The sequence below is a fragment of the Flavobacterium gossypii genome (assembly GCF_014138495.1).
Taxonomy (GTDB): domain Bacteria; phylum Bacteroidota; class Bacteroidia; order Flavobacteriales; family Flavobacteriaceae; genus Flavobacterium; species Flavobacterium endophyticum.
On the sequence record NZ_JACJIS010000001.1, the window covers coordinates 932433 to 952134 of the forward strand.

General features: G+C 36.7%; 15 protein-coding genes. 13 read left to right on the forward strand and 2 right to left on the reverse strand.

Annotated elements, in window-relative coordinates; genetic code table 11:
• Positions 1-91: 91 nt before the first annotated feature.
• On the reverse strand, positions 92-1243 hold the full coding sequence (locus GGR22_RS04460) for a formimidoylglutamase (RefSeq protein WP_182492718.1): 1152 nt from the start codon (positions 1241-1243) through the stop codon (positions 92-94).
• 3 nt (positions 1244-1246) lie between these two features.
• Positions 1247-3766 carry a type I DNA topoisomerase gene (gene topA, locus GGR22_RS04465; protein ID WP_182492719.1) on the reverse strand — a complete coding sequence of 840 codons (2520 nt, stop codon included), beginning with the start codon at positions 3764-3766 and terminating at the stop codon, positions 1247-1249.
• 396 nt (positions 3767-4162) lie between these two features.
• On the opposite strand from topA, the gene GGR22_RS04470 reads away from it, so the two are divergent.
• The 13 genes from GGR22_RS04470 (at position 4163) to GGR22_RS04530 (ending at position 19677) form a co-directional block, all read left to right on the forward strand.
• Positions 4163-5713, forward strand: a complete 1551-nt coding sequence (locus tag GGR22_RS04470) for a vitamin K epoxide reductase family protein (RefSeq protein WP_182492720.1) — start codon at positions 4163-4165, stop codon at positions 5711-5713.
• A gap of 252 nt (positions 5714-5965) precedes the next feature.
• On the forward strand, positions 5966-6187 hold the full coding sequence (locus tag GGR22_RS04475; protein WP_182492721.1) for a hypothetical protein: 222 nt from the start codon (positions 5966-5968) through the stop codon (positions 6185-6187).
• Between the two features lie 287 nt (positions 6188-6474).
• A complete protein-coding gene (locus tag GGR22_RS04480) occupies positions 6475-8667 on the forward strand; it encodes a peptidase domain-containing ABC transporter (RefSeq protein WP_182492722.1) in 2193 nt (730 codons plus the stop codon).
• Position 8668: 1 nt separating this feature from the next.
• Positions 8669-9961 (forward strand): HlyD family secretion protein, encoded by a 1293-nt coding sequence (locus GGR22_RS04485; protein ID WP_182492723.1) that lies wholly within the window; start codon positions 8669-8671, stop codon positions 9959-9961.
• A gap of 113 nt (positions 9962-10074) precedes the next feature.
• Entirely contained in the window at positions 10075-11523 is a 1449-nt protein-coding gene (miaB, locus tag GGR22_RS04490; RefSeq protein WP_182492724.1) for a tRNA (N6-isopentenyl adenosine(37)-C2)-methylthiotransferase MiaB, read from the forward strand.
• A 32-nt stretch (positions 11524-11555) separates the two neighbouring features.
• Complete coding sequence (locus GGR22_RS04495; protein ID WP_182492725.1) at positions 11556-12812, forward strand: sigma-54 interaction domain-containing protein; 1257 nt, start codon at positions 11556-11558, stop codon at positions 12810-12812.
• 27 nt (positions 12813-12839) lie between these two features.
• On the forward strand, positions 12840-13343 hold the full coding sequence (locus GGR22_RS04500) for an LptE family protein (RefSeq protein WP_121375162.1): 504 nt from the start codon (positions 12840-12842) through the stop codon (positions 13341-13343).
• Between the two features lie 28 nt (positions 13344-13371).
• Positions 13372-14301 (forward strand): tetratricopeptide repeat protein, encoded by a 930-nt coding sequence (locus GGR22_RS04505; RefSeq protein WP_182492726.1) that lies wholly within the window; start codon positions 13372-13374, stop codon positions 14299-14301.
• 3 nt (positions 14302-14304) lie between these two features.
• Positions 14305-14673: a preprotein translocase subunit SecG gene (gene secG / locus GGR22_RS04510; protein WP_121375164.1), complete on the forward strand. Its 369-nt coding sequence runs from the start codon at positions 14305-14307 to the stop codon at positions 14671-14673.
• A 144-nt stretch (positions 14674-14817) separates the two neighbouring features.
• Complete coding sequence (locus GGR22_RS04515; protein WP_182492727.1) at positions 14818-15093, forward strand: co-chaperone GroES; 276 nt, start codon at positions 14818-14820, stop codon at positions 15091-15093.
• 63 nt (positions 15094-15156) lie between these two features.
• Complete coding sequence (locus GGR22_RS04520; protein WP_182492728.1) at positions 15157-15519, forward strand: four helix bundle protein; 363 nt, start codon at positions 15157-15159, stop codon at positions 15517-15519.
• A gap of 34 nt (positions 15520-15553) precedes the next feature.
• Positions 15554-17182, forward strand: coding sequence for a chaperonin GroEL (gene groL / locus GGR22_RS04525; RefSeq protein ID WP_182492729.1), 1629 nt, complete (start codon positions 15554-15556; stop codon positions 17180-17182).
• Between the two features lie 119 nt (positions 17183-17301).
• Positions 17302-19677, forward strand: coding sequence for a P-loop NTPase family protein (locus tag GGR22_RS04530; RefSeq protein ID WP_182492730.1), 2376 nt, complete (start codon positions 17302-17304; stop codon positions 19675-19677).
• Positions 19678-19702 lie beyond the last annotated feature (25 nt).

Consider the following 19702-nt stretch of genomic DNA (forward strand, 5'->3'; position numbering starts at 1 on the left):
TTTTTCTAAAAAACAATTTTTTTATTAAAAATCCTTAAATAAAGTATAACATTAGTCTAAGGATGTGTTAAAAAAAATATAGGCTCGCCTGTTATATTATGTTTTTCCTTTGTGCCTTCCACCATCTTTCCGGGATTTCGTTGGCACAAGCACCTAGATAATCCTCATAAGTGCAAGGTAATAACGTATTTCTTTTTAATTTATTATTAACATTTGAAATAAAAGGTATTTCTATCCACCAACGCTCTGTTTTGTGGCTTTTAAAGAAAACCAATTCTTCATCTTCTAAAGGAACAATGTATTTTAAATAATTATCTCGACTTCCGAACGGATATTCATTCGAACGATAATGGAAACCTTCAATAAAATACCATATGATTTGTGCTATCAGGACTGCTTCTTGCTTCGAATTATTATGATTAAAAATGCCAAATATTGAAACTTTATCGCTTATTCCTGCATATCTTGATAAAGAACATATCTCTTTACCATTAAAACCGTTGGGTGTAAAAGTAATAAAATTACCGGAATCAGAAGATTTTACGGATGTTAAATCTACGCTCACAATATCTGCATCTCTAAAAACGGGTTCTGCAATCGAAATAGTATTGGAAACTTCGCCTAAACGATAGGCATCGAAAAATAATTTTTCGACCAAATCAATTTCTTCTTGAGAGTTATAATAAGTCTGGAAGCCTAGATTACTGTAGTTAAAAAGATTATTCGGCTCTTCGACAATCATCTTCGTAAGATAGGAATTCGCAGACAGAGGCTTGTCGGCCGCTCCAAAATCAAACTTGCTGTCAATCGAAACGACATTCACCATCTGCTCCAATTCATCGTACGCTCTATACAAAGAATACGTCAGGTCTTGGGAACCTCCGATTACTATCGGGATAATCTTATTTTTAAGCAATGAAGCAACAACTTTTTTAAGAGCGAAATAGGTATCTTCTACTTCGTTACCTGCCAAGATATTTCCTAAATCAGCAATTGATGCTTCCCAGTTTCCAGGGAATAGCCCATACAATTCTTTACGGATATGGGATAGCTTAGTATTTTCAATTTCAATATGGGCACCGCGATTTTCTTTTACGCCTATGATCGCCAGCCTGATTTTGCTCAAATCTGGAAAATCTTCACTCGTATGCAACACGACCTTGCTCCCTAGATTTTGGGAAGACAATCCGTTTATAAACTCCAGGATTTCATCATCTAAGGGCGATAGAAAATCAAATTCCATATATTATTTCTTTTTTACTGTAGTTTTTTTAGCCGCTGGCTTTTTAGTTGCCGTAGCTTTCTTTGCTGCTGTTTTCTTAGCAGGCGCTTTTTTCTCAATCATCTCTTGAACATCAGCAAGCGTCAATTTCGTCGCATCAACATCTTTGCTCAATTCAATCTTGATTTTTCCTTTGGTGATAACTGAACGTCCCCAGCGTGCTTTTTCAACTCGGATTCCTTCTTCTTCCCAATTGTGAATGACTTTGTCAATTTCTTTCCGAAGTTTGTCTTCAATCAATTCTGTAATATCAGATTGTGAAAGGTTGTCGAAATTATACTTTTTGCTGACATTGATAAACATTCCGTTCCATTTGATAAACGGACCAAAACGACCGACTCCTTTTTGTACCGGCTCATTTTTATAAGTCCCGATCGGAGCATCGGCTTGTTCTTTTTCGGCAATCAATTCTTTAGCACGATCAAAAGTAACATCCAACGGATCTTCTCCTTTTGGAAGGGAAATAAACATTTTTCCGAAACGAACATACGGTCCAAAACGCCCATTGTTCACCTCTACTTCTTCTCCTTTGTGCGTTCCTAAGTTTTTAGGAAGCAAGAACAGATTCAGTGCTTCTTCCAAAGTGATATTTCCGATATTTTGGTCTGCCATTAGGCTCGCAAATTGCTTATCTTCGTCATCTGGCTCGCCAATCTGCGCCATCGGCCCAAATTTGCCCAAACGAACGCTTACTGGTTTTCCAGTTTTTGGATCTTTCCCTAAAATTCTTTCTCCGGATTCTCTTTCTGCATTAGCCTCGACGTCTTTTACATTAGGATGAAATTGGTCGTAGAACTCTTGCATCATTTTAGCCCAGTTCACGTTTCCTTCGGCAATTTCGTCAAAATCTTGCTCGACTTTTGCCGTGAAGTTATAGTCTAATATTCGTTCGAAATTTTTTACCAAAAAGTCTGTTACGATTACACCAATATCGGTAGGAACTAATTTTCCTTTATCGGAACCTGTGTTTTCTTTAAGCAATTTCTCGTCAAGTTTCCCCGACTTCAAAGTCAATTGTGTATAATTTCTTTCTTGTCCGTCAAGATTTCCTTTCTCGACATAATTTCTATTGATGATAGTAGAAATTGTCGGAGCATACGTCGACGGACGGCCGATTCCTAATTCTTCTAATTTTTTCACCAAAGAAGCTTCGGTATATCTCGCCGGCGGTCTTGAATAACGTTCGGTTGCCGTGATATAATTATTTTGAAGCTTTTCATTCACTTTCAATGCTGGCAACATTCCTTCTTGTTCTTCGTCTTCATCATCATGTCCTTCCAAATATACTTTCAAGAAACCTTCAAAAAGCAAGACTTCTCCTGTTGCCGTAAATAATTCTTGGTGATTGTTAGCTTCAATTTTCACATTGGTTCTTTCCAATTCCGCATCGCTCATCTGAGAAGCCAGAGTCCTTTTCCAAATCAAGTCATACAAACGAGCCTGGTCTCTGTCGATATTCACGGTGTGACGAGACATATCTGTCGGACGGATAGCTTCGTGGGCTTCTTGCGCTCCTTTGCTCTTGTTGGCAAAAGTTCTAGGTTTTGAGAATTCCTTCCCGTATGATTTTATAATTTCTGCCTGTGCCGCATTCATAGCTTCATTCGAAAGATTTACGCTATCGGTTCTCATATAAGTAATAAGTCCCGCTTCGTATAATCTTTGCGCCAGTTGCATCGTGATTCCAACCGGAAGGTATAATTTTCTTGCTGCTTCTTGCTGTAATGTTGAAGTCGTAAAAGGCGCAGCTGGTGTTTTTTTCGTAGGCTTGGTTTCTAAATCCGACACCTTATATATAGAACCGATATTTTTGCTTAAAAAATCTTCGGCTTCTTTTTTTGTATTGAAGTTTTTTGGAAGTTTCGCTTTAAATGTCTTTCCAGCTTCGTTAGAAAATTCTGCAACCACAGAATAAGAAGCTACTGCTTTAAAGTTTTGGATTTCTCTTTCTCTTTCCACAATCAGCCTTACTGAAACCGACTGGACTCTTCCGGCAGAAAGGCCTCCTTTAATTTTTCTCCATAAAACCGGCGAAAGTTCATAACCCACCAATCTGTCTAAAACTCTCCTCGCCTGTTGCGCGTTTACCAAATCGTAATTGATTCCTCTTGGATTGTCAATCGCTTTTAGTATGGCCGTTTTTGTAATTTCATGGAAAACGATTCTTTTTGTCTTGGCAGGCTCTAACTTTAATTCTTCGGACAAATGCCACGAAATTGCTTCTCCTTCACGGTCCTCATCACTCGCCAGCCAAACCATTTCGGCTTTTTTAGAAAGATCTTTGAGCTTTTTAACCAACGCTTTTTTATCTGGAGAAACTTCATACTTTGGCTTAAAGCCGTTTTCTACATCTACTCCTATTTCTTTGGAAGGTAAGTCTGCAATGTGTCCATAACTGGATTCTACTTGATAGTCGCTTCCTAAAAATTTTTCTATGGTTTTTGCCTTTGCAGGCGACTCAACGATCACTAAATTCTTTGCCATAATGCTTTTGTTTGTGTCGCAAAAGTATATGAATTTTTTAAATATTGCGTTTCAGAAAAATTTAAAAGTAAATTCACATCATAGAAAAACCTATTTCAAAAAAAATAAATAACTGATTTTAAACCATTTATTTACGCAAAAAAGCCCTTTATAATTATTTTAGGCATAAATATCAAAAGCTTTTCGATTCCTATTACACTACCTATTTCTTAATCATTTTGTAAGAAATGCTTTTTAAGTTAATTCGTTAAACAATCTTTTATTTTTTTCTTTATTCTGTTAAACATTGCAACTTGATAGCAGACTTTCATTTCTTATTTATAAATTTAGACCTATATAAGACAAGATTTTTCCTACTCAAAATCTAAAATAATTTAATAAAAAAAGAAAAATAGCGTGATTTCAGTCCTCAAAAAATACCTAGAACGCAATCGGCATGGCCATGTAGTGGAGGAATTTAAAGACCTCCATCTTTCTCATCCGAATTACCCAAGCTTGTATTCAATAACCGACACCTTAGATGTTTTGGGAATTGAAAACATGGCGGCTAATGTGCCAAAAAATCAGCTTGAAAATCTGCCGGATTCCTTTATTGCTTCCGTAAAAAGCGAGACGATGGAAGGTTTTGTATTTGTCAGCAAAAGCAGCGATATCATTACCTATGAAACAGAAAGCGACGAAAAGCACTCGCTTCCTATCGATGAATTCAGGGGTTTGTGGGATGGCTTGATCTTGGCGGTCGAAAAAAACGAAAAAGCAGCGGATCTCAAAAAATCGAATTTGATACTGCCTATTTCGTTTGGCTTATTAGTTTTGATTTTTTTAGTTTCAATTTTTGCTTATGGCTTCGAAATCTATGGTTTGATTTTCCGAGCCTTGTCCTTAGCCGGATTGTTTGTTAGTATTTTTATACTTCAAGAAAAGAATGAGGAAGCTAACGAACTCGTATCCAAAATATGCAGCTTTAGTGCGAATACTTCTTGCGATTCGGTCATAAAGTCAAAAAATAGCCAGATTACAAAATGGCTGAGCTTTACAGACCTGCCGATTTTATTCTTCTCTATAAATTTCATGGCAGTTTCATTGGGCAATTCTTCTTTCGGAACCATCGGACTGCTTAGCATTTTGTCTGTGCCTGTCTGTCTCTATTCTATTTACCTTCAAAAAGCCACGCTCAAAAAATGGTGCATTCTCTGTTTGGTTATTTCTTCTGTGGTTATTGGGCAGTCGGTATTATACGCACTCAATATGGATTTCTTAGATATCCATTTAACTACAGTCATTCAATATTCTATTATAGCTGCAATCTGCACAGCTATTTGGTTCTACACAAAAAAAATCATGGAAGAGCGAAAAGATTTAGCCAATAGAAATAAAGACCTTTTCCGCTTTAAGAGAAATTTCAGCCTATTTGATTTGCTTTCCTCAGAAGTCAAAGAACAGGATGAATTGATAGCATTAAAGCCAATCAGTATAGGAAATCCTAACGCAGCTTTGACCTTGCGATTATTTCTCAGCCCTAGCTGCGGGCATTGCCATACTGCTTATAAAAAAGGAAAAGAATTTGCCGAGATGTATCCAGAAAAAGTAAAATTGGCTGTCTATTTCAATCTAAATATCGATAATTTGGACAATCCTTATTTGGAAATCGCTAGGAATTTGTTGGAGATCCATTTTAGCGGAAGCAACATTCTTGAGGCTATCGAAGACTGGCATGTATTGAATCTGGGACTTGAGAATTGGCTAAAAAAATGGAAACAGCAAACCATCAGCACGGAAGCCGAAATAGAACTAAACAATCAATATCAGTGGTGTGTAAAAAACGAATTTAATTATACTCCTGTAAAAATAATGGACCATAAATTATTGCCTAGAGAATATGAAATTGACGAGATAAAATATTTTCTGTCTGAACTAGAAGACCAAAAATCAGAAAAAAGCCATTAGAAAAGTGAAACAATACTCTGGCGCAAAACGCGCATAGGCACGATTAATTAAAATACTGATTTCCAAAAACAAATAACTATGTTAATTCATTCAAGATAAGTTTGTAATCCATTTTTTAATTGTAATTTAACACGATAAATATTACTTATTTTATATTCTAGATTCAAAGTACTAAAAATATTGTTGCAACGATAGTCAGATCCTCAACTGACTTTAAATGCTTGAGCCAATCAATTTTTAATCTTTATTTTTATGTTAAAAGACATTTTAAATCTAAATGGTGTTCAAAAATTAGACAAACAACAACAAAAAGACACCGTAGGAGGAGATCTTGGTCCTATCCTGCAAAATTGCTCTTATGACAATTATAGCGCAGCATTGTATGGATGTCCTGTACAACCTAACAATGGTTCTTGGCAACAGGCTACCTGCCACTATGTTTGCGTTCCTGGCGGTCGTTGGGTAAGACAATAATTATTCCTAATCATTAAAACTTAAGATTGGATAAAACCGATCTTAAGTTTTTCTCCAAAAAGTAGGTTTTCGTTTACTCTTCCCTCTTTATCATACATCTAATATCATATATCTAATAATACCCCAATAGAGTCACTTCAGTCTTATCAAGGTTTTCTGCAAATTAAATACAAACACTCGCACAGATAATGATTTATTAAGAAAAAAGTATATCTTGTAAATAATTTATCCCACGCTACATATCCTAAAAAAATAAGAAATATATTTGACTAATATTCTGAAAATTAATGCAGAAATTTCCATTTTTTAAACAAGCAGACCAAAAAGACTGCGGCCCGACCTGCTTAAAAATTATTGCCAAATACCATGGCAAAAACATCAACATACAAAAGCTACGAAGCCTTAGCGAAACCACGCGCGAAGGAAGCAATCTGCTATCGTTGAGCGAAGCAGCCGAAAAAATTGGATTCCGAACATTAGGTGTAAAATTAAGCTTAGAAAAACTGGAAGAAGCACCGCTTCCTTGTATCCTGCATTGGAACAATAATCATTATATCGTGTTGTACAAAATTAAAAGAGGAACTTATTACGTGTCAGATCCTGCTTTTGGGCTACTTCAATACGGCAAAGAAGAATTCTTAAAATTATGGATCGGAAACAATGCGACCGAAGCCACAGAAGAAGGCATTGCCCTTCTTTTTGACACGACGCCAAAATTCTACCAGAACGAATTTGAGAAAGACACCAAGAATGTTTTTGGTTTTGGATTGCTTACCAGATACATACTGCGGTACAAATCTTTTATCATACAGCTAAGTATCGGGCTTTTAGCGAGCAGCTTACTGCAACTGATTTTTCCATTTCTTACGCAAAGTATTGTAGATATTGGGATACAGAATCAGAATATTCATTTCGTATACTTAATTCTTTTCGCCCAATTATTTCTGTTTGTAGGAAAAACTGCTCTCGAACTTATCAGAAGCTGGATATTACTCCATCTTTCAGTAAGAATCAACATTTCGCTGATTTCGGATTTCTTTATCAAGCTTATGAATCTCCCAATTTCCTTTTTTGATGTGCGAATGACAGGAGATATCATGCAACGCATCAACGACCATCACAGAATCGAGAGGATACTTACGACTTCTTCGCTAGATGTGCTGTTTTCTATGATCAATATGATTATCATGGGAGGCGTCCTAGCCTATTATAACCTGAAAATATTTCTTGTCTTTTTTGCAGGAAGCTTGCTTTATTTCCTTTGGATCATCTTATTTCTTAAACGAAGAGAAGCCTTAGATTACAAACGCTTTTCCGAAGTAAGCCAAGAACAAAGCAAAGTCATCGAGCTTATCAATGGCATGCAGGAGATCAAGCTTCACAATGCCGAAAAACAAAAACGTTGGGGCTGGGAATACATTCAGGCTCGTCTTTTCAAAGTTTCCATGAAAGGATTGATACTCGAGCAGACCCAAAATATTGGATCGTCGACTATCAACCAACTTAAAAACATTTTCATCATTTTCTTGTCAGCCAAGTTGGTAATCGACGGCGAACTGACACTAGGTATGATGATGGCAATTACAAGTATCGTCGGAAGCTTAGATGGGCCTATCACGCAATTGATCGGGTTTATTCGTGAGGTGCAAGACGCTAAAATATCGCTATCACGACTGTCTGAAATTCATGAGAAAGAAGACGAAAGCCAGCAGGAAGAAAATCAGACACACGATTTCCCTCTAGATTCGGATATCGTATTAAAAGACGTAAGTTTCAGGTATGTCGGTTCGGATGTACTGGTCCTTGAAGACCTTAACCTTATCATTCCCGCAAATAAAGTGACGGCCATTGTCGGCACCAGCGGAAGTGGCAAAACAACACTTATGAAATTGTTGTTGAAATTTTACGAAAGCAATAAAGGAGAAATTTCTATCGGAAATACCTTGCTTAAAAATATTGCCCAGAAAACATGGAGAGCAAATATCGGAGCTGTCATGCAAGAAGGCTATATTTTCAACGATACCATTGCAAATAATATCGCCATTGGAGCAGACATTATTGACAAAGACCGCCTTGTCTATGCCGCTGATGTGGCAAACATCAAAGAATATATTTCTGGATTACCTTTGGGATACAATACGAAAATCGGAATGGAAGGCATCGGGATGAGCACCGGACAGAAACAGCGCCTTTTGATAGCAAGAGCTGTCTATAAAAATCCTGAAATGCTGTTTTTTGACGAAGCTACGTCAGCCCTTGATGCCAATAACGAAAAGGAAATCATGGAAAAATTGGACGTTTTCTTTAAAAACAAGACAGTCGTTGTTATTGCACACCGTTTGAGCACCGTCATGAACGCCGACCAAATCGTAGTACTCGATAACGGAAAAATTATCGAGCAGGGCAATCATGAAGCACTAGTAAAACTAAAAGGAAGCTATTACCAGCTTGTCAAGAACCAACTGCAACTCGGAAAATAATATGCCAGATAACAAACACATAGAGCTAAGAAGCGAAGAAGTTCAAGATATTTTGACGAAAGTGCCGCATTGGATGATCCGATGGGGAAATGTAGTCGTATTAACTGTGCTTTTGTCCCTATTTCTCATGTCATGGATTATAAAATATCCAGATATAGTTACGACAGAAATCACCATAACTACACAGATTCCGCCGCAAAAACTCATTACCAAAAGTTCGGGAAGGATTGAAAAGATTTTTGTCAAGAATAGAGAAAATGTTTCTGAAAATACAGCATTGGCCGTTATTGAAAATTCGGCAAGATATGAAGACGTTTTCAAGCTCAAAAGTATAATCGACACTTTAAAAATTGATAAAAACTTCATCAAATTTCCTTTTGAAGCGCTTCCTACCATGCAATTAGGAGAAATCGAAGGCCCTTTCGCCCTATTTGAAAAAGATTTCATTGCTTACAGCCTTAATCGCGACCTGCAGCCTTATAAAGTGGAAGGTGCTGCGCAAAGCTATGAAGTAATCGAAATCAAGGAAAGACTGAACCTGTTACAGCAACAAAAGCAAATAAGCGAAACCGAAATACAGCTCAAGAAAAAAGAACTTGAGCGTTATAAAAAACTACACGAAAAAGGCATCATTTCTACTCAAGAATGGGAAACCAAAAGCTTGAATTATCTTCAAACCGAAAAAGAATTAAGAAGCCTAAGCTCTTCCATTTCACAGATGAAATCTTCTTTAAACGACCTAAACAAAAGCAGCAAGTCGACAAAAATCAACGAGACTAAAGACGATGTGAGCCTTTTCCGAAATGCCATACAATCCTACAACCAGCTGAAAAAAGCAATTGCCGACTGGGAATTGGCGTATGTACTCCGATCTTCAATCGCAGGCGAAGTTTCTTTCATGCAAATATGGACCGAAAACCAAACCATCACGGCGGGCGATAATGTTTTCTCGATCATTCCAAAAGAAGTTGACAATTATATCGGAAAAATCAAAGCCAAAGCTCAAAATTCAGGAAAAATCAAAGTCGGGCAAAACGTAAATATCCGCTTGGCAAATTATCCCGATAGAGAATTTGGAGTCATCAGAGGAAAAATTCAATCCATTTCACTAACTCCTGACAAAGACGGCAACTTGCTTATCGATGTTTCCTTGCCTAACAAGCTGGAAACTTCCTATCAGAAAAAAATTGCTTTCCAGCAAGAAATGAGCGGAACTGCCGACATTGTAACCCAAGATTTGAGGCTAATTGAGAGGTTGCTCTATCAATTCAGAGACTTATTCAAAAGATCCTGACAAATAGCAAGAAAAGATTCCAAAAACATTGTTAAATCTAAGTCTGACATCTTGTCATATTGCTTCAAATAATTGTATCTTTGCAAACTGATTAAATTCCTCTTTGGGAGACTATGGAAAAGACAATAGAAGAAAGCAAACAGGGCGAAAGTCTTGTTTTAGAACATAAAACGGAAAACACAAAAAAACTTTTTATCGAAAGTTATGGCTGTGCGATGAATTTCTCAGATAGTGAAATTGTCGCTTCCATTCTTTCAGAAAATGGCTTTAATACTACCCAAATTTTAGAAGAAGCCGATTTGGTTTTAGTAAACACTTGCTCTATCCGAGATAAAGCAGAACAAACCGTACGCAAAAGACTCGAAAAATACAATGCCGTAAAACGCACCGTCAATCCAAAGATGAAAGTCGGCGTGTTGGGCTGTATGGCAGAACGCCTAAAAAGCCAGTTCCTTGAAGAAGAAAAAATTGTGGATTTGGTTGTTGGTCCAGATGCCTACAAAGATTTGCCAAACCTATTGCAAGAAGTAGAGGCTGGAAATGATGCCATCAACGTTATTCTTTCCAAAGACGAAACCTATGGCGATATTTCTCCTGTACGCCTGCAAAGCAATGGTGTTACGGCGTTTGTTTCCATAACACGTGGATGCGACAACATGTGTACTTTCTGCGTAGTTCCTTTTACACGCGGCCGCGAAAGAAGCCGTGAACCTCAAAGCATCATGGAAGAAATCACTGATTTGTCAAATAAAGGCTTCAAAGAAATTACGCTTTTAGGGCAAAATGTTGATAGTTATTTGTGGTATGGCGGAGGGCTGAAAAAAGATTTTGAAAAAGCCAGCGAATTCCAAAAAGCAACAGCCGTAGATTTTGCCCAGCTATTAGAAATGGTGGCGTTAGGTTTTCCAAAAATGCGAATCCGTTTTTCAACATCGAACCCACAAGACATGCACGAAAGCGCTTTGCATATAATTGCCAAGTATCCAAATATTTGCAAGCATATCCATTTGCCGGTACAATCAGGAAGCGACAGGATTTTGGCCGCGATGAACCGTCTTCATACAAGAGAAGAATATTTCAGATTGATTGACACTATCAGAAAAACAATACCAGGCTGTAGCATAACCCAAGACATGATTTCTGGATTTCCTACAGAAACCGAACAAGACCATCAAGATACGTTAAGCCTGATGGAATATGTACAATATAGTTTCGGATATATGTATGCGTATTCGGAACGTCCAGGGACACTCGCAGGAAGAAAAATGGAAGATGATGTACCCGAAGAAACAAAAATGAGAAGGCTTCAGGAAATCGTTGATCTTCAAAGAAAACACAGTGCTTTCAGGACTCAAGAATTTGTTGGAAAAACAGTGGAAGTTTTAATCGAAAAAACATCTAAAAAATCCGAAGAGCAATTTTCAGGAAGGAATTCACAAAGCATTACCGTAGTTTTTCCAAGAGAAAACTATAAAATCGGTGATTTCGTAAATGTAAAAATCAACAGCTGTACGAGCGGCACCTTGATTGGTGAAGCCGTGGGATATAGCGACATGAATTAAAAATATAAAATTCATCATTTAAAATAATTTAAATGGAATCAGTTCAAGCCATAAAACAACGATTTGAAATCATCGGAAATGATCCGAAACTCAATCGTGCGATAGAAAAAGCAATTCAAGTTGCCCCGACAGACATTTCTGTTTTAGTTGCAGGAGAAAGCGGTGTCGGAAAAGAAAGCATCCCAAAAATAATCCACTCCCTTTCACACAGAAAGCACGGAAAATATATTGCCGTAAACTGCGGCGCCATTCCAGAAGGAACCATTGACAGTGAACTATTCGGACATGAAAAAGGGGCATTTACGGGAGCGACATCTACCCGTGAAGGTTATTTTGAAGTAGCTGATGGCGGGACCATTTTTTTGGATGAAGTCGGAGAATTGCCTTTAACAACACAAGTTCGATTGCTTCGTGTGCTAGAAAACGGCGAATTCATAAAAGTAGGCTCTTCTCAAGTCCAAAAAACCGATGTCCGAATTGTAGCTGCCACCAACGTCAACATGTTCGATGCGATTGAAAAAGGAAAATTCAGGGAAGATCTTTATTATAGGCTGAGTACTGTCGATATCACGCTTCCTCCATTAAGAGAAAGAAAAGACGACATCCACTTGTTATTCAGAAAATTTGCTTCTGATTTTGCCCATAAATACAAAATGCCTCCGATCAAGCTAGACGACAATGCAGTTCATTTCTTGTTGCAATTCCGCTGGAGCGGAAATATCCGACAGCTTCGAAACGTGGCAGAACAGATTTCGGTTTTGGAAACCAATAGAGATATTTCTGCCGCAACCTTGCAATCGTATCTTCCGGCCGAAGGAAGCCAGCTTCCCTCAGTGATAAAAGACAAAAAAAGTGAAAGCGATTTCAGCAACGAAAGAGAAATTCTGTACAAAGTGCTTTTTGACATGAAAAGCGACCTTAACGATTTAAAAAAGCTGACCTTAGAATTAATGCAGAACGGCAATGCTAAAGTTCAGGAAAACAACAAGAATCTGATTCAGAAAATTTACGGAAGCAATCCGTCTGACAGCGAAATTTCTTTTGAAGAACAGCCTAGTGTAGCGCTGATTACCAAGCCTAAAGCTGAAGAACATTTTGAAGAAAACGACGACAACTTTACATTTGCAGAAACCGTCGAAGAAGAAGAAATCTTAAAACTAGAAGAAAAAGAAATCGAGCTTATCAAAAAATCTTTAGAAAAAAACAAAGGAAAAAGAAAAGCAGCGGCTGACGAACTTGGGATTTCAGAAAGGACGTTATATAGAAAAATCAAACAGTTCGATTTGTAAAAACTGCTATATTTGACAAAATAAATTATGAAATACATTAAATATATAATTCTTCCGGTCTTGTTTTTTGCCTTCAATAGCTGTTCGGTATATAATTTTACAGGGACTGGAAAAATTGACGCCAAAACCTTCCAAGTAAATTATTTCCAGAACAATGCAGAGCTTATCGAACCTGGAATAGAACGTACTTTTACGCAAGCATTACAAAATCTTATTCAAAATCAGACCAACCTCAGCTTGACAAATTCAGGCGGTGATCTAGTTTATGAAGGCGAAATTGTAGATTATAGAGTTTCACCGATGACCGCAACAGCAGATCAAAAAGCGGCCCAAAACAGATTAACAATTTCTGTAATGGTGCGTTTCACCAATAAAAATAAAGAAGAAGACGATTTTGAAAAACGATTTTCTTTCTTCTATGATTACCCAGGAACCAACCAGCTAGTTGGATCGCAGCTGACAACCGCCTTGGATGTGATTTTTGAAAGAATTACACAAGACATATTCAATGCGTCTTTAGCAAAATGGTAAGCAAAAACCGTTTCTAAAAATTTAAAAATTGAACCTAACGGAATTTACATCTTTATTGAGCAACCCAAATGCTGTCAGTGAACGGCAGGTATTTGCTTTGGAAAAAATAGTGGAAGAATTTCCCTATTTCCAAAGCGCTCGAGCATTACGCCTAAAAGGATTGTACAATCAAGACAGTTTTAAATACAACGGAGAACTAAAAGTCACTGCTGCTCATACAACTGACAGAAGTGTCTTATTCGAATTTATCACTTCTGAAAATTTCATGGCTATCAATAAAGCCTTTTTTGAAGAAAAAGAAGCTCGCATTAATGAAATCAAGGTGAATGAAATTGAGATTCTTCGTCCAGAAATTGAAATAGAAGAACCGATCGCAAAAATCGACCCGCTAGAACAATCGATGCTTGCCTCTATTCGCGAAGCCGCTGCCTCTCAGCCGCAACGCGAAGAAGAAAATATCCTTGAAACCCAGCAAGAAGAATTAAAAACGGGAATAGAAATTCCAGCAGAAACAATCGAAGAAAAACTAGAAATAGGAAAACCGCTAGATTTTTCAAAGGAAGAAAAACATTCTTTCCAAGAGTGGCTCCAGCTGTCAAGTTTCAAGCCTATTGAAAGAGAAGAAATAACTGCTGCTACAGAAAAACCAGAAGAAGTTTCAGAAATCGATCAAGAGAAAAAGAAGAAATTAGAAATTATCGACAAATTTATCGAGGCAAATCCGAAAATTTCTCCTGTCAAGAACACCTCTCCTATTTCATTGGTTTCGGAGCGAAATTCACAAGATAATTCCTACCTGATGACCGAAACTTTGGCTAAGGTTTATCTCGAACAGAAAAAATATCAGAAAGCAATTCAAGCTTATGAAATATTAATTTTGAAATATCCAGAAAAAAGTCATTTCTTTGCAGACCGAATTTTGGATATTAAGACATTACAACAAAATAACAATAATTAAACAATGAGCACATTTACAATTTTTTTGGTTTTAATCACAATCGTTTGCTTTCTACTAATCGTAGTTATTATGGTACAAAACCCTAAAGGTGGCGGTTTGTCATCTACACTAGGTGGCGGCGGACAAATGGGCGGAGTTCAAAAAACTACAGATTTCCTAGATAAAAGTACTTGGACGTTGGCAACTTTGCTAATCGTTTTGATTTTATTATCAAGCTTAAGCTTTACAGGAACTTTTGGTGACAGTTCATTAAAAACAATCGACCAAAATGCTGCTCCAGCTCCAAAAACAGCTCCTGCAGCAAAAACACCTGCGACTGAAGCTCCTGCAGCTACAACAGCACAGCCTGCAGCACAAGACACAGCAAAATAATTTCTTTTGAAAATAGATTCAAAATGCCAACATCTGACGTGTTGGCATTTTTTTTTGATCAAAATGGCATAAATAGCGATTGGCATAATTTCTGACTACTAGAAGAAAACTTTAAAAACACATATAAATATAAATTTTATAATTATGGCTTTAAACATTAAACCTCTTTCAGACCGTGTATTGGTTGAACCGGTTGCAGCAGAAACAAAAACTGCATCTGGAATTTTTATTCCTGACACAGCAAAAGAAAAACCTCAAAAAGGAACCGTTGTAGCTGTAGGAAACGGAACAAAAGACCACGATATGACTGTAAAAGTTGGCGATTCTGTCCTTTATGGAAAATATGCAGGAACAGAACTAAAATTGGAAGGAAAAGATTACTTGATTATGAGAGAAGACGACATTCTTGCGATAATATAATAGCCTTATGCTATTGGCTTTATGCCTTAAGCTATTTTTAGAATACAATATAAGCCGAAAACAATGAGAGATTTTAGAAAATACGACATTTGGCAATCAAGCCATTCTTTCACCTTAGAAGTTTATAAGATCACTTCTCATTTTCCGAAAGAAGAAATTTACAACTTGACAAGCCAAATTCGTAGAGCTTCCTCTTCTATTCCAACGAACATTAGTGAAGGCTGTGGTAGAAATAGCGATAAAGAATTCAATCAATTTCTCAATATAGCATTAGGATCAGCAAATGAAACTGAATATCTTTTGATCTTATCTAGAGATTTGCAATATATCAATAATGAAATTGCGGAAAATCTTCTAGAAAAAATCAATAGTATAAAAAGCAAAATTTACAATTTAAAACAAAAGTTAATTTCACCAACGGCCTAAAGCATAAAGCTTAAAGCCTAAAGCAAATAAAAAAATGGCAAAAGAAATAAAATTTGATATTGAAGCACGTGACGGTTTAAAACGTGGTGTTGATGCATTAGCTAATGCAGTAAAAGTAACTTTAGGACCAAAAGGTCGTAACGTAATTATTGGAAAATCTTTCGGTGGACCAACAGTTACAAAAGATGGTGTTTCTGTAGCAAAAGAAATCGAGCTTCAGGATACACTAGAAAACATGGGAGCGCAAATGGTAAAAGAAGTCGCTTCAAAAACCAACGATTTAGCGGGTGACGGAACTACAACTGCAACTGTTTTAGCTCAGGCTATCGTAAAAGAAGGCTTGAAAAACGTGGCTGCAGGTGCAAATCCGATGGACTTGAAAAGAGGTATCGATAAAGCGGTAGAAGCTATCGTTGCCGACTTAGCAAAACAAGCTACAGAAGTTGGAACAAACACGGACAAAATCAAACAAGTAGCTTCTATTTCAGCAAATAACGATGACGTAATCGGAGAGTTGATTGCTACAGCATTTGGAAAAGTTGGAAAAGAAGGTGTAATTACGGTTGAAGAAGCAAAAGGAACTGATACGTATGTTGATGTTGTAGAAGGAATGCAGTTTGACAGAGGTTATCTTTCTCCTTATTTCGTTACCAATTCTGAGAAAATGGAAGCGGAATTAGAAAACCCTTATATCTTATTATACGATAAAAAAGTTTCTTCATTGAAGGAACTACTTCCAATTTTGGAACCAGTAGCACAATCAGGAAAACCATTGTTGATTATTGCTGAAGATGTTGACGGAGAAGCTTTATCAACTTTAGTGGTAAACAAATTAAGAGGTGCTTTGAAAATTGCTGCCGTGAAAGCTCCAGGTTTTGGAGACAGAAGAAAAGCGTTATTAGAAGACATAGCAATCTTGACAGGCGGTACTGTAATTGCTGAAGAGCAAGGATATACTTTAGAAAACGCAACGCTTGAAATGCTTGGAACAGCAAAAAGAGTGACTATCAATAAAGACAATACGACATTGGTTAGCGGTGCTGGCGAAATCGATTTGATCAAAAATCGCGTGAACCAAATCAAAGGTCAGATGGAAACTACAACTTCTGATTACGACAGAGAAAAATTGCAAGAGCGTTTGGCTAAATTAGCTGGCGGTGTTGCTGTTCTTTATGTTGGAGCCGCTTCAGAAGTAGAGATGAAAGAGAAAAAAGACAGAGTTGACGATGCTTTGCATGCGACTCGTGCTGCTGTTGAAGAAGGAATCGTTGCTGGTGGTGGCGTTGCTCTTTTGAGAGCTAAAAACGTATTGAAAGACATCAAAGCAGACAATGCAGATGAGGCTACTGGAATCCAAATCGTTTCTCGTGCAGTAGAATCTCCATTGAGAACAATTGTAGAAAATGCAGGTCTTGAAGGTTCTGTTGTGGTGGCTAAAGTTGCCGAAGGTTCTGGAGATTTTGGTTATAATGCTAAAACAGACGAATATGTTGACATGCTAAAAGCCGGAATCATCGACCCTAAAAAAGTAACTCGTGTTGCTTTAGAAAATGCAGCTTCTGTGGCAGGAATGATTCTGACTACAGAATGTGCTTTGGTAGAAATCAAAGAAGAAAATGCAGGTGGAAGCCCAATGGGCGGCGGTATGCCAGGAATGATGTAAGACTCATTTTCATAAATTTTATTTTAGAGGACGTTCAATTGAACGTCCTTTTTTATTTTTATATAATTAACAAAATGTACGATTTTATATATATATTGCAATAAATTATATTACTTATTATGCAACACACATTTCTTCGCCTCTATATAGTATTGTTTTTTTCATTAGCCATATCTGTTTCTTATTCTCAGGAAACTAGTCCTCAAAAAGATTCTATTTCAAAAAAAATTGAAGATTATTTCTTTCTAGAGCGAGAAAATATTCACCTCCATTTTAGCAAAACTACTTTTTTTACAGGAGAAAAAATCTGGATGAAAGGCTATGTGTACCATCGAAAAAAAAGCGCTCCTTTTTTTACTACAACAAACGTAAATGCCTCTCTTTATAATGAAAAGGGAGACAAAATCGAAGACAAGCTTTTTTATTCCAAAAACGGAAGTTTCATTGGGAATTTCGAACTAGATGACGAGCTCCCGTCTGGAAAATATTATGTGCATGTCTTCACAAACTGGATGAAAAATTTCAAAGAAGATGAATCCTCAATCTATAAGATCAATATCATTAATAAAAATGATTCTTCCTATAGTAGAGACATAGCCGATTATTCTCAGGTAAATATCACTTTTTATCCCGAAGGCGGCAGTATAATAGAAGGCATAAAAAACAATATTGGCATCAAAGTTAGAGACTGTAATGGCAATATTTTATCAATCTCTGAAGGTGAATTAGTAAGCCCAACTGGCCAAATTCTACAAAAAATAAGCCTTAATAAATTTGGTTTAGGAAAATTTGAATTGGTACCTGATCTAAAAACATACAAAGTACGATTTGTTATTGACGACAAAAAAATTGAAGGAATCATTCCTGCAGCAAATCCTAAAGGAATCTCCTTAGATGCCAATAGTTATGCTCTTAAAGACAAGACCATCATAAAAATCAGGACTAATGCAGCCAGCGTTGAAAACTATATCGGCAAACCCGTACTTATGGTCGTGCATCAAGATGACAAATCGGCTATTTTTGATGTGGACTTCAAGAATAAAAATCTAGAACAGACTATTGCATTTACGAACGACATTCTTTTTCCTGGCGTCAATACAATCAGAATAATTGATTCAGAAAACAATCAGATTGCAGAAAGACTGGTGTTCAAATATCCGAAAGAAAATCTTAAGTTAGATTTTGAAAGCGTCAAAAAAGAAAAAGATACCGCAGTAATCAAAAGCAGATTTAATTTTATAAATACAAATATTAGCATTTCTGTACTTCCTCAAGAATCGCTTGCCATTGATGAAGAAAATGATATCTACGGCGACTTTTTGTTAAACCCTTATTTTAATGAGAAGTCTGCTTATTCTAAATATTATTTTAACGAAATAACGCCGAAAAAAGCTTACGAACTAGACATATTGCTTCTAACGCAAGAATCGAGCAAATACAAATGGCAGGACATCAAAAATTCGGCACCGAAAACGGAATTTGATTTTGATTTTGGATTGACTCTCAAGGGAACGGTAAATCAAACTTTAAGCAATCCTAAAAATTTCAAGGTGAATATGCTTGCGTTGCAATACGGAATTAATGAGTCTACTACTATCAACGAGAAAAACGAATTTTATTTCAACAATCTAGTCTTAGAGGAGTCAGCATTCATAAACTTCAATCTGATAGATGAAAAAAACAGGTCAACGTCCTTTAAAGTTTATCCTCAGCTAGTAAATGGAAGAAGAGCTTTTAACAAAACACTGCAAATCAAAAACAAATTTTGCCCAGTAAAATCAGAGTCAGTTGCAATAGAAATGCCAGAATTTGCTATCGGTTCGATTACGTTAGATGATGTGGAAATAAACAAAACCGTCAAAAAGAAATTAAAACGAGGTTCCTCGCTTGCAAATAGCCACTTGATCGGATTCCAATTCACAGAAAAAAACAATCAGATGGATCTCTTGCAATTTATCCAGATACATGGTTTTGAGCTTGTGAATGATGTTATGGCTAGCACTATTCAAATTCTGTCTAGAACAAGAAACTCCTTTCGTGCGCAAAAACTTTCAGCATTAATATATGTCGATGACGTACAATTATTATCAAATGATATGCTATTAGGACTAAGAATGTCAGAAATCGATGAAATATACCTTAATCCGCATGCTATTGTTCCTTCAATGAAAGGCAATATGGGCGTGATAAAAATATACAGGAAAAATATCATGGATAGCACCGAGCCTTCAAAAAGCAAAGCGGTACCTTATATTGTCAAGCAAGGATTCTCTAAAAATGAAGCTTTTAAAAACATTTCATATACATCCACAGAAAGTGCAGGATTTCGCAATTTCGGATTAATCGATTGGATTCCGAATACTATTACCAACGAAACGAACAATTTTACATTCAAATTTCCGACATACGGACAAAAGAAAGCAAGACTTCTTATTGAAGGGTTTTCGGCCGATGGAAAATTAATTTCAGAAATCAGGACAATTGATTTAGAATAAAAAGAAAATCCGGAGCTTGCGTTCC

What these genes read in the sequence shown, in the direction of transcription:
- GGR22_RS04485 (WP_182492723.1), top strand. Translation starts at nt 8,669, where the DNA reads ATGCCAGATAACAAACACATAGAGCTAAGAAGCGAAGAAGTTCAAGAT.
- GGR22_RS04500 (WP_121375162.1), top strand. Translation starts at nt 12,840, where the DNA reads ATGAAATACATTAAATATATAATTCTTCCGGTCTTGTTTTTTGCCTTC.
- GGR22_RS04530 (WP_182492730.1), top strand. Translation starts at nt 17,302, where the DNA reads ATGCAACACACATTTCTTCGCCTCTATATAGTATTGTTTTTTTCATTA.
- GGR22_RS04515 (WP_182492727.1), top strand. Translation starts at nt 14,818, where the DNA reads ATGGCTTTAAACATTAAACCTCTTTCAGACCGTGTATTGGTTGAACCG.
- GGR22_RS04475 (WP_182492721.1), top strand. Translation starts at nt 5,966, where the DNA reads ATGTTAAAAGACATTTTAAATCTAAATGGTGTTCAAAAATTAGACAAA.
- GGR22_RS04460 (WP_182492718.1), bottom strand. Translation starts at nt 1,243, where the DNA reads ATGGAATTTGATTTTCTATCGCCCTTAGATGATGAAATCCTGGAGTTT.
- groL (WP_182492729.1), top strand. Translation starts at nt 15,554, where the DNA reads ATGGCAAAAGAAATAAAATTTGATATTGAAGCACGTGACGGTTTAAAA.
- miaB (WP_182492724.1), top strand. Translation starts at nt 10,075, where the DNA reads ATGGAAAAGACAATAGAAGAAAGCAAACAGGGCGAAAGTCTTGTTTTA.
- GGR22_RS04520 (WP_182492728.1), top strand. Translation starts at nt 15,157, where the DNA reads ATGAGAGATTTTAGAAAATACGACATTTGGCAATCAAGCCATTCTTTC.
- topA (WP_182492719.1), bottom strand. Translation starts at nt 3,766, where the DNA reads ATGGCAAAGAATTTAGTGATCGTTGAGTCGCCTGCAAAGGCAAAAACC.
- GGR22_RS04480 (WP_182492722.1), top strand. Translation starts at nt 6,475, where the DNA reads ATGCAGAAATTTCCATTTTTTAAACAAGCAGACCAAAAAGACTGCGGC.
- GGR22_RS04495 (WP_182492725.1), top strand. Translation starts at nt 11,556, where the DNA reads ATGGAATCAGTTCAAGCCATAAAACAACGATTTGAAATCATCGGAAAT.
- secG (WP_121375164.1), top strand. Translation starts at nt 14,305, where the DNA reads ATGAGCACATTTACAATTTTTTTGGTTTTAATCACAATCGTTTGCTTT.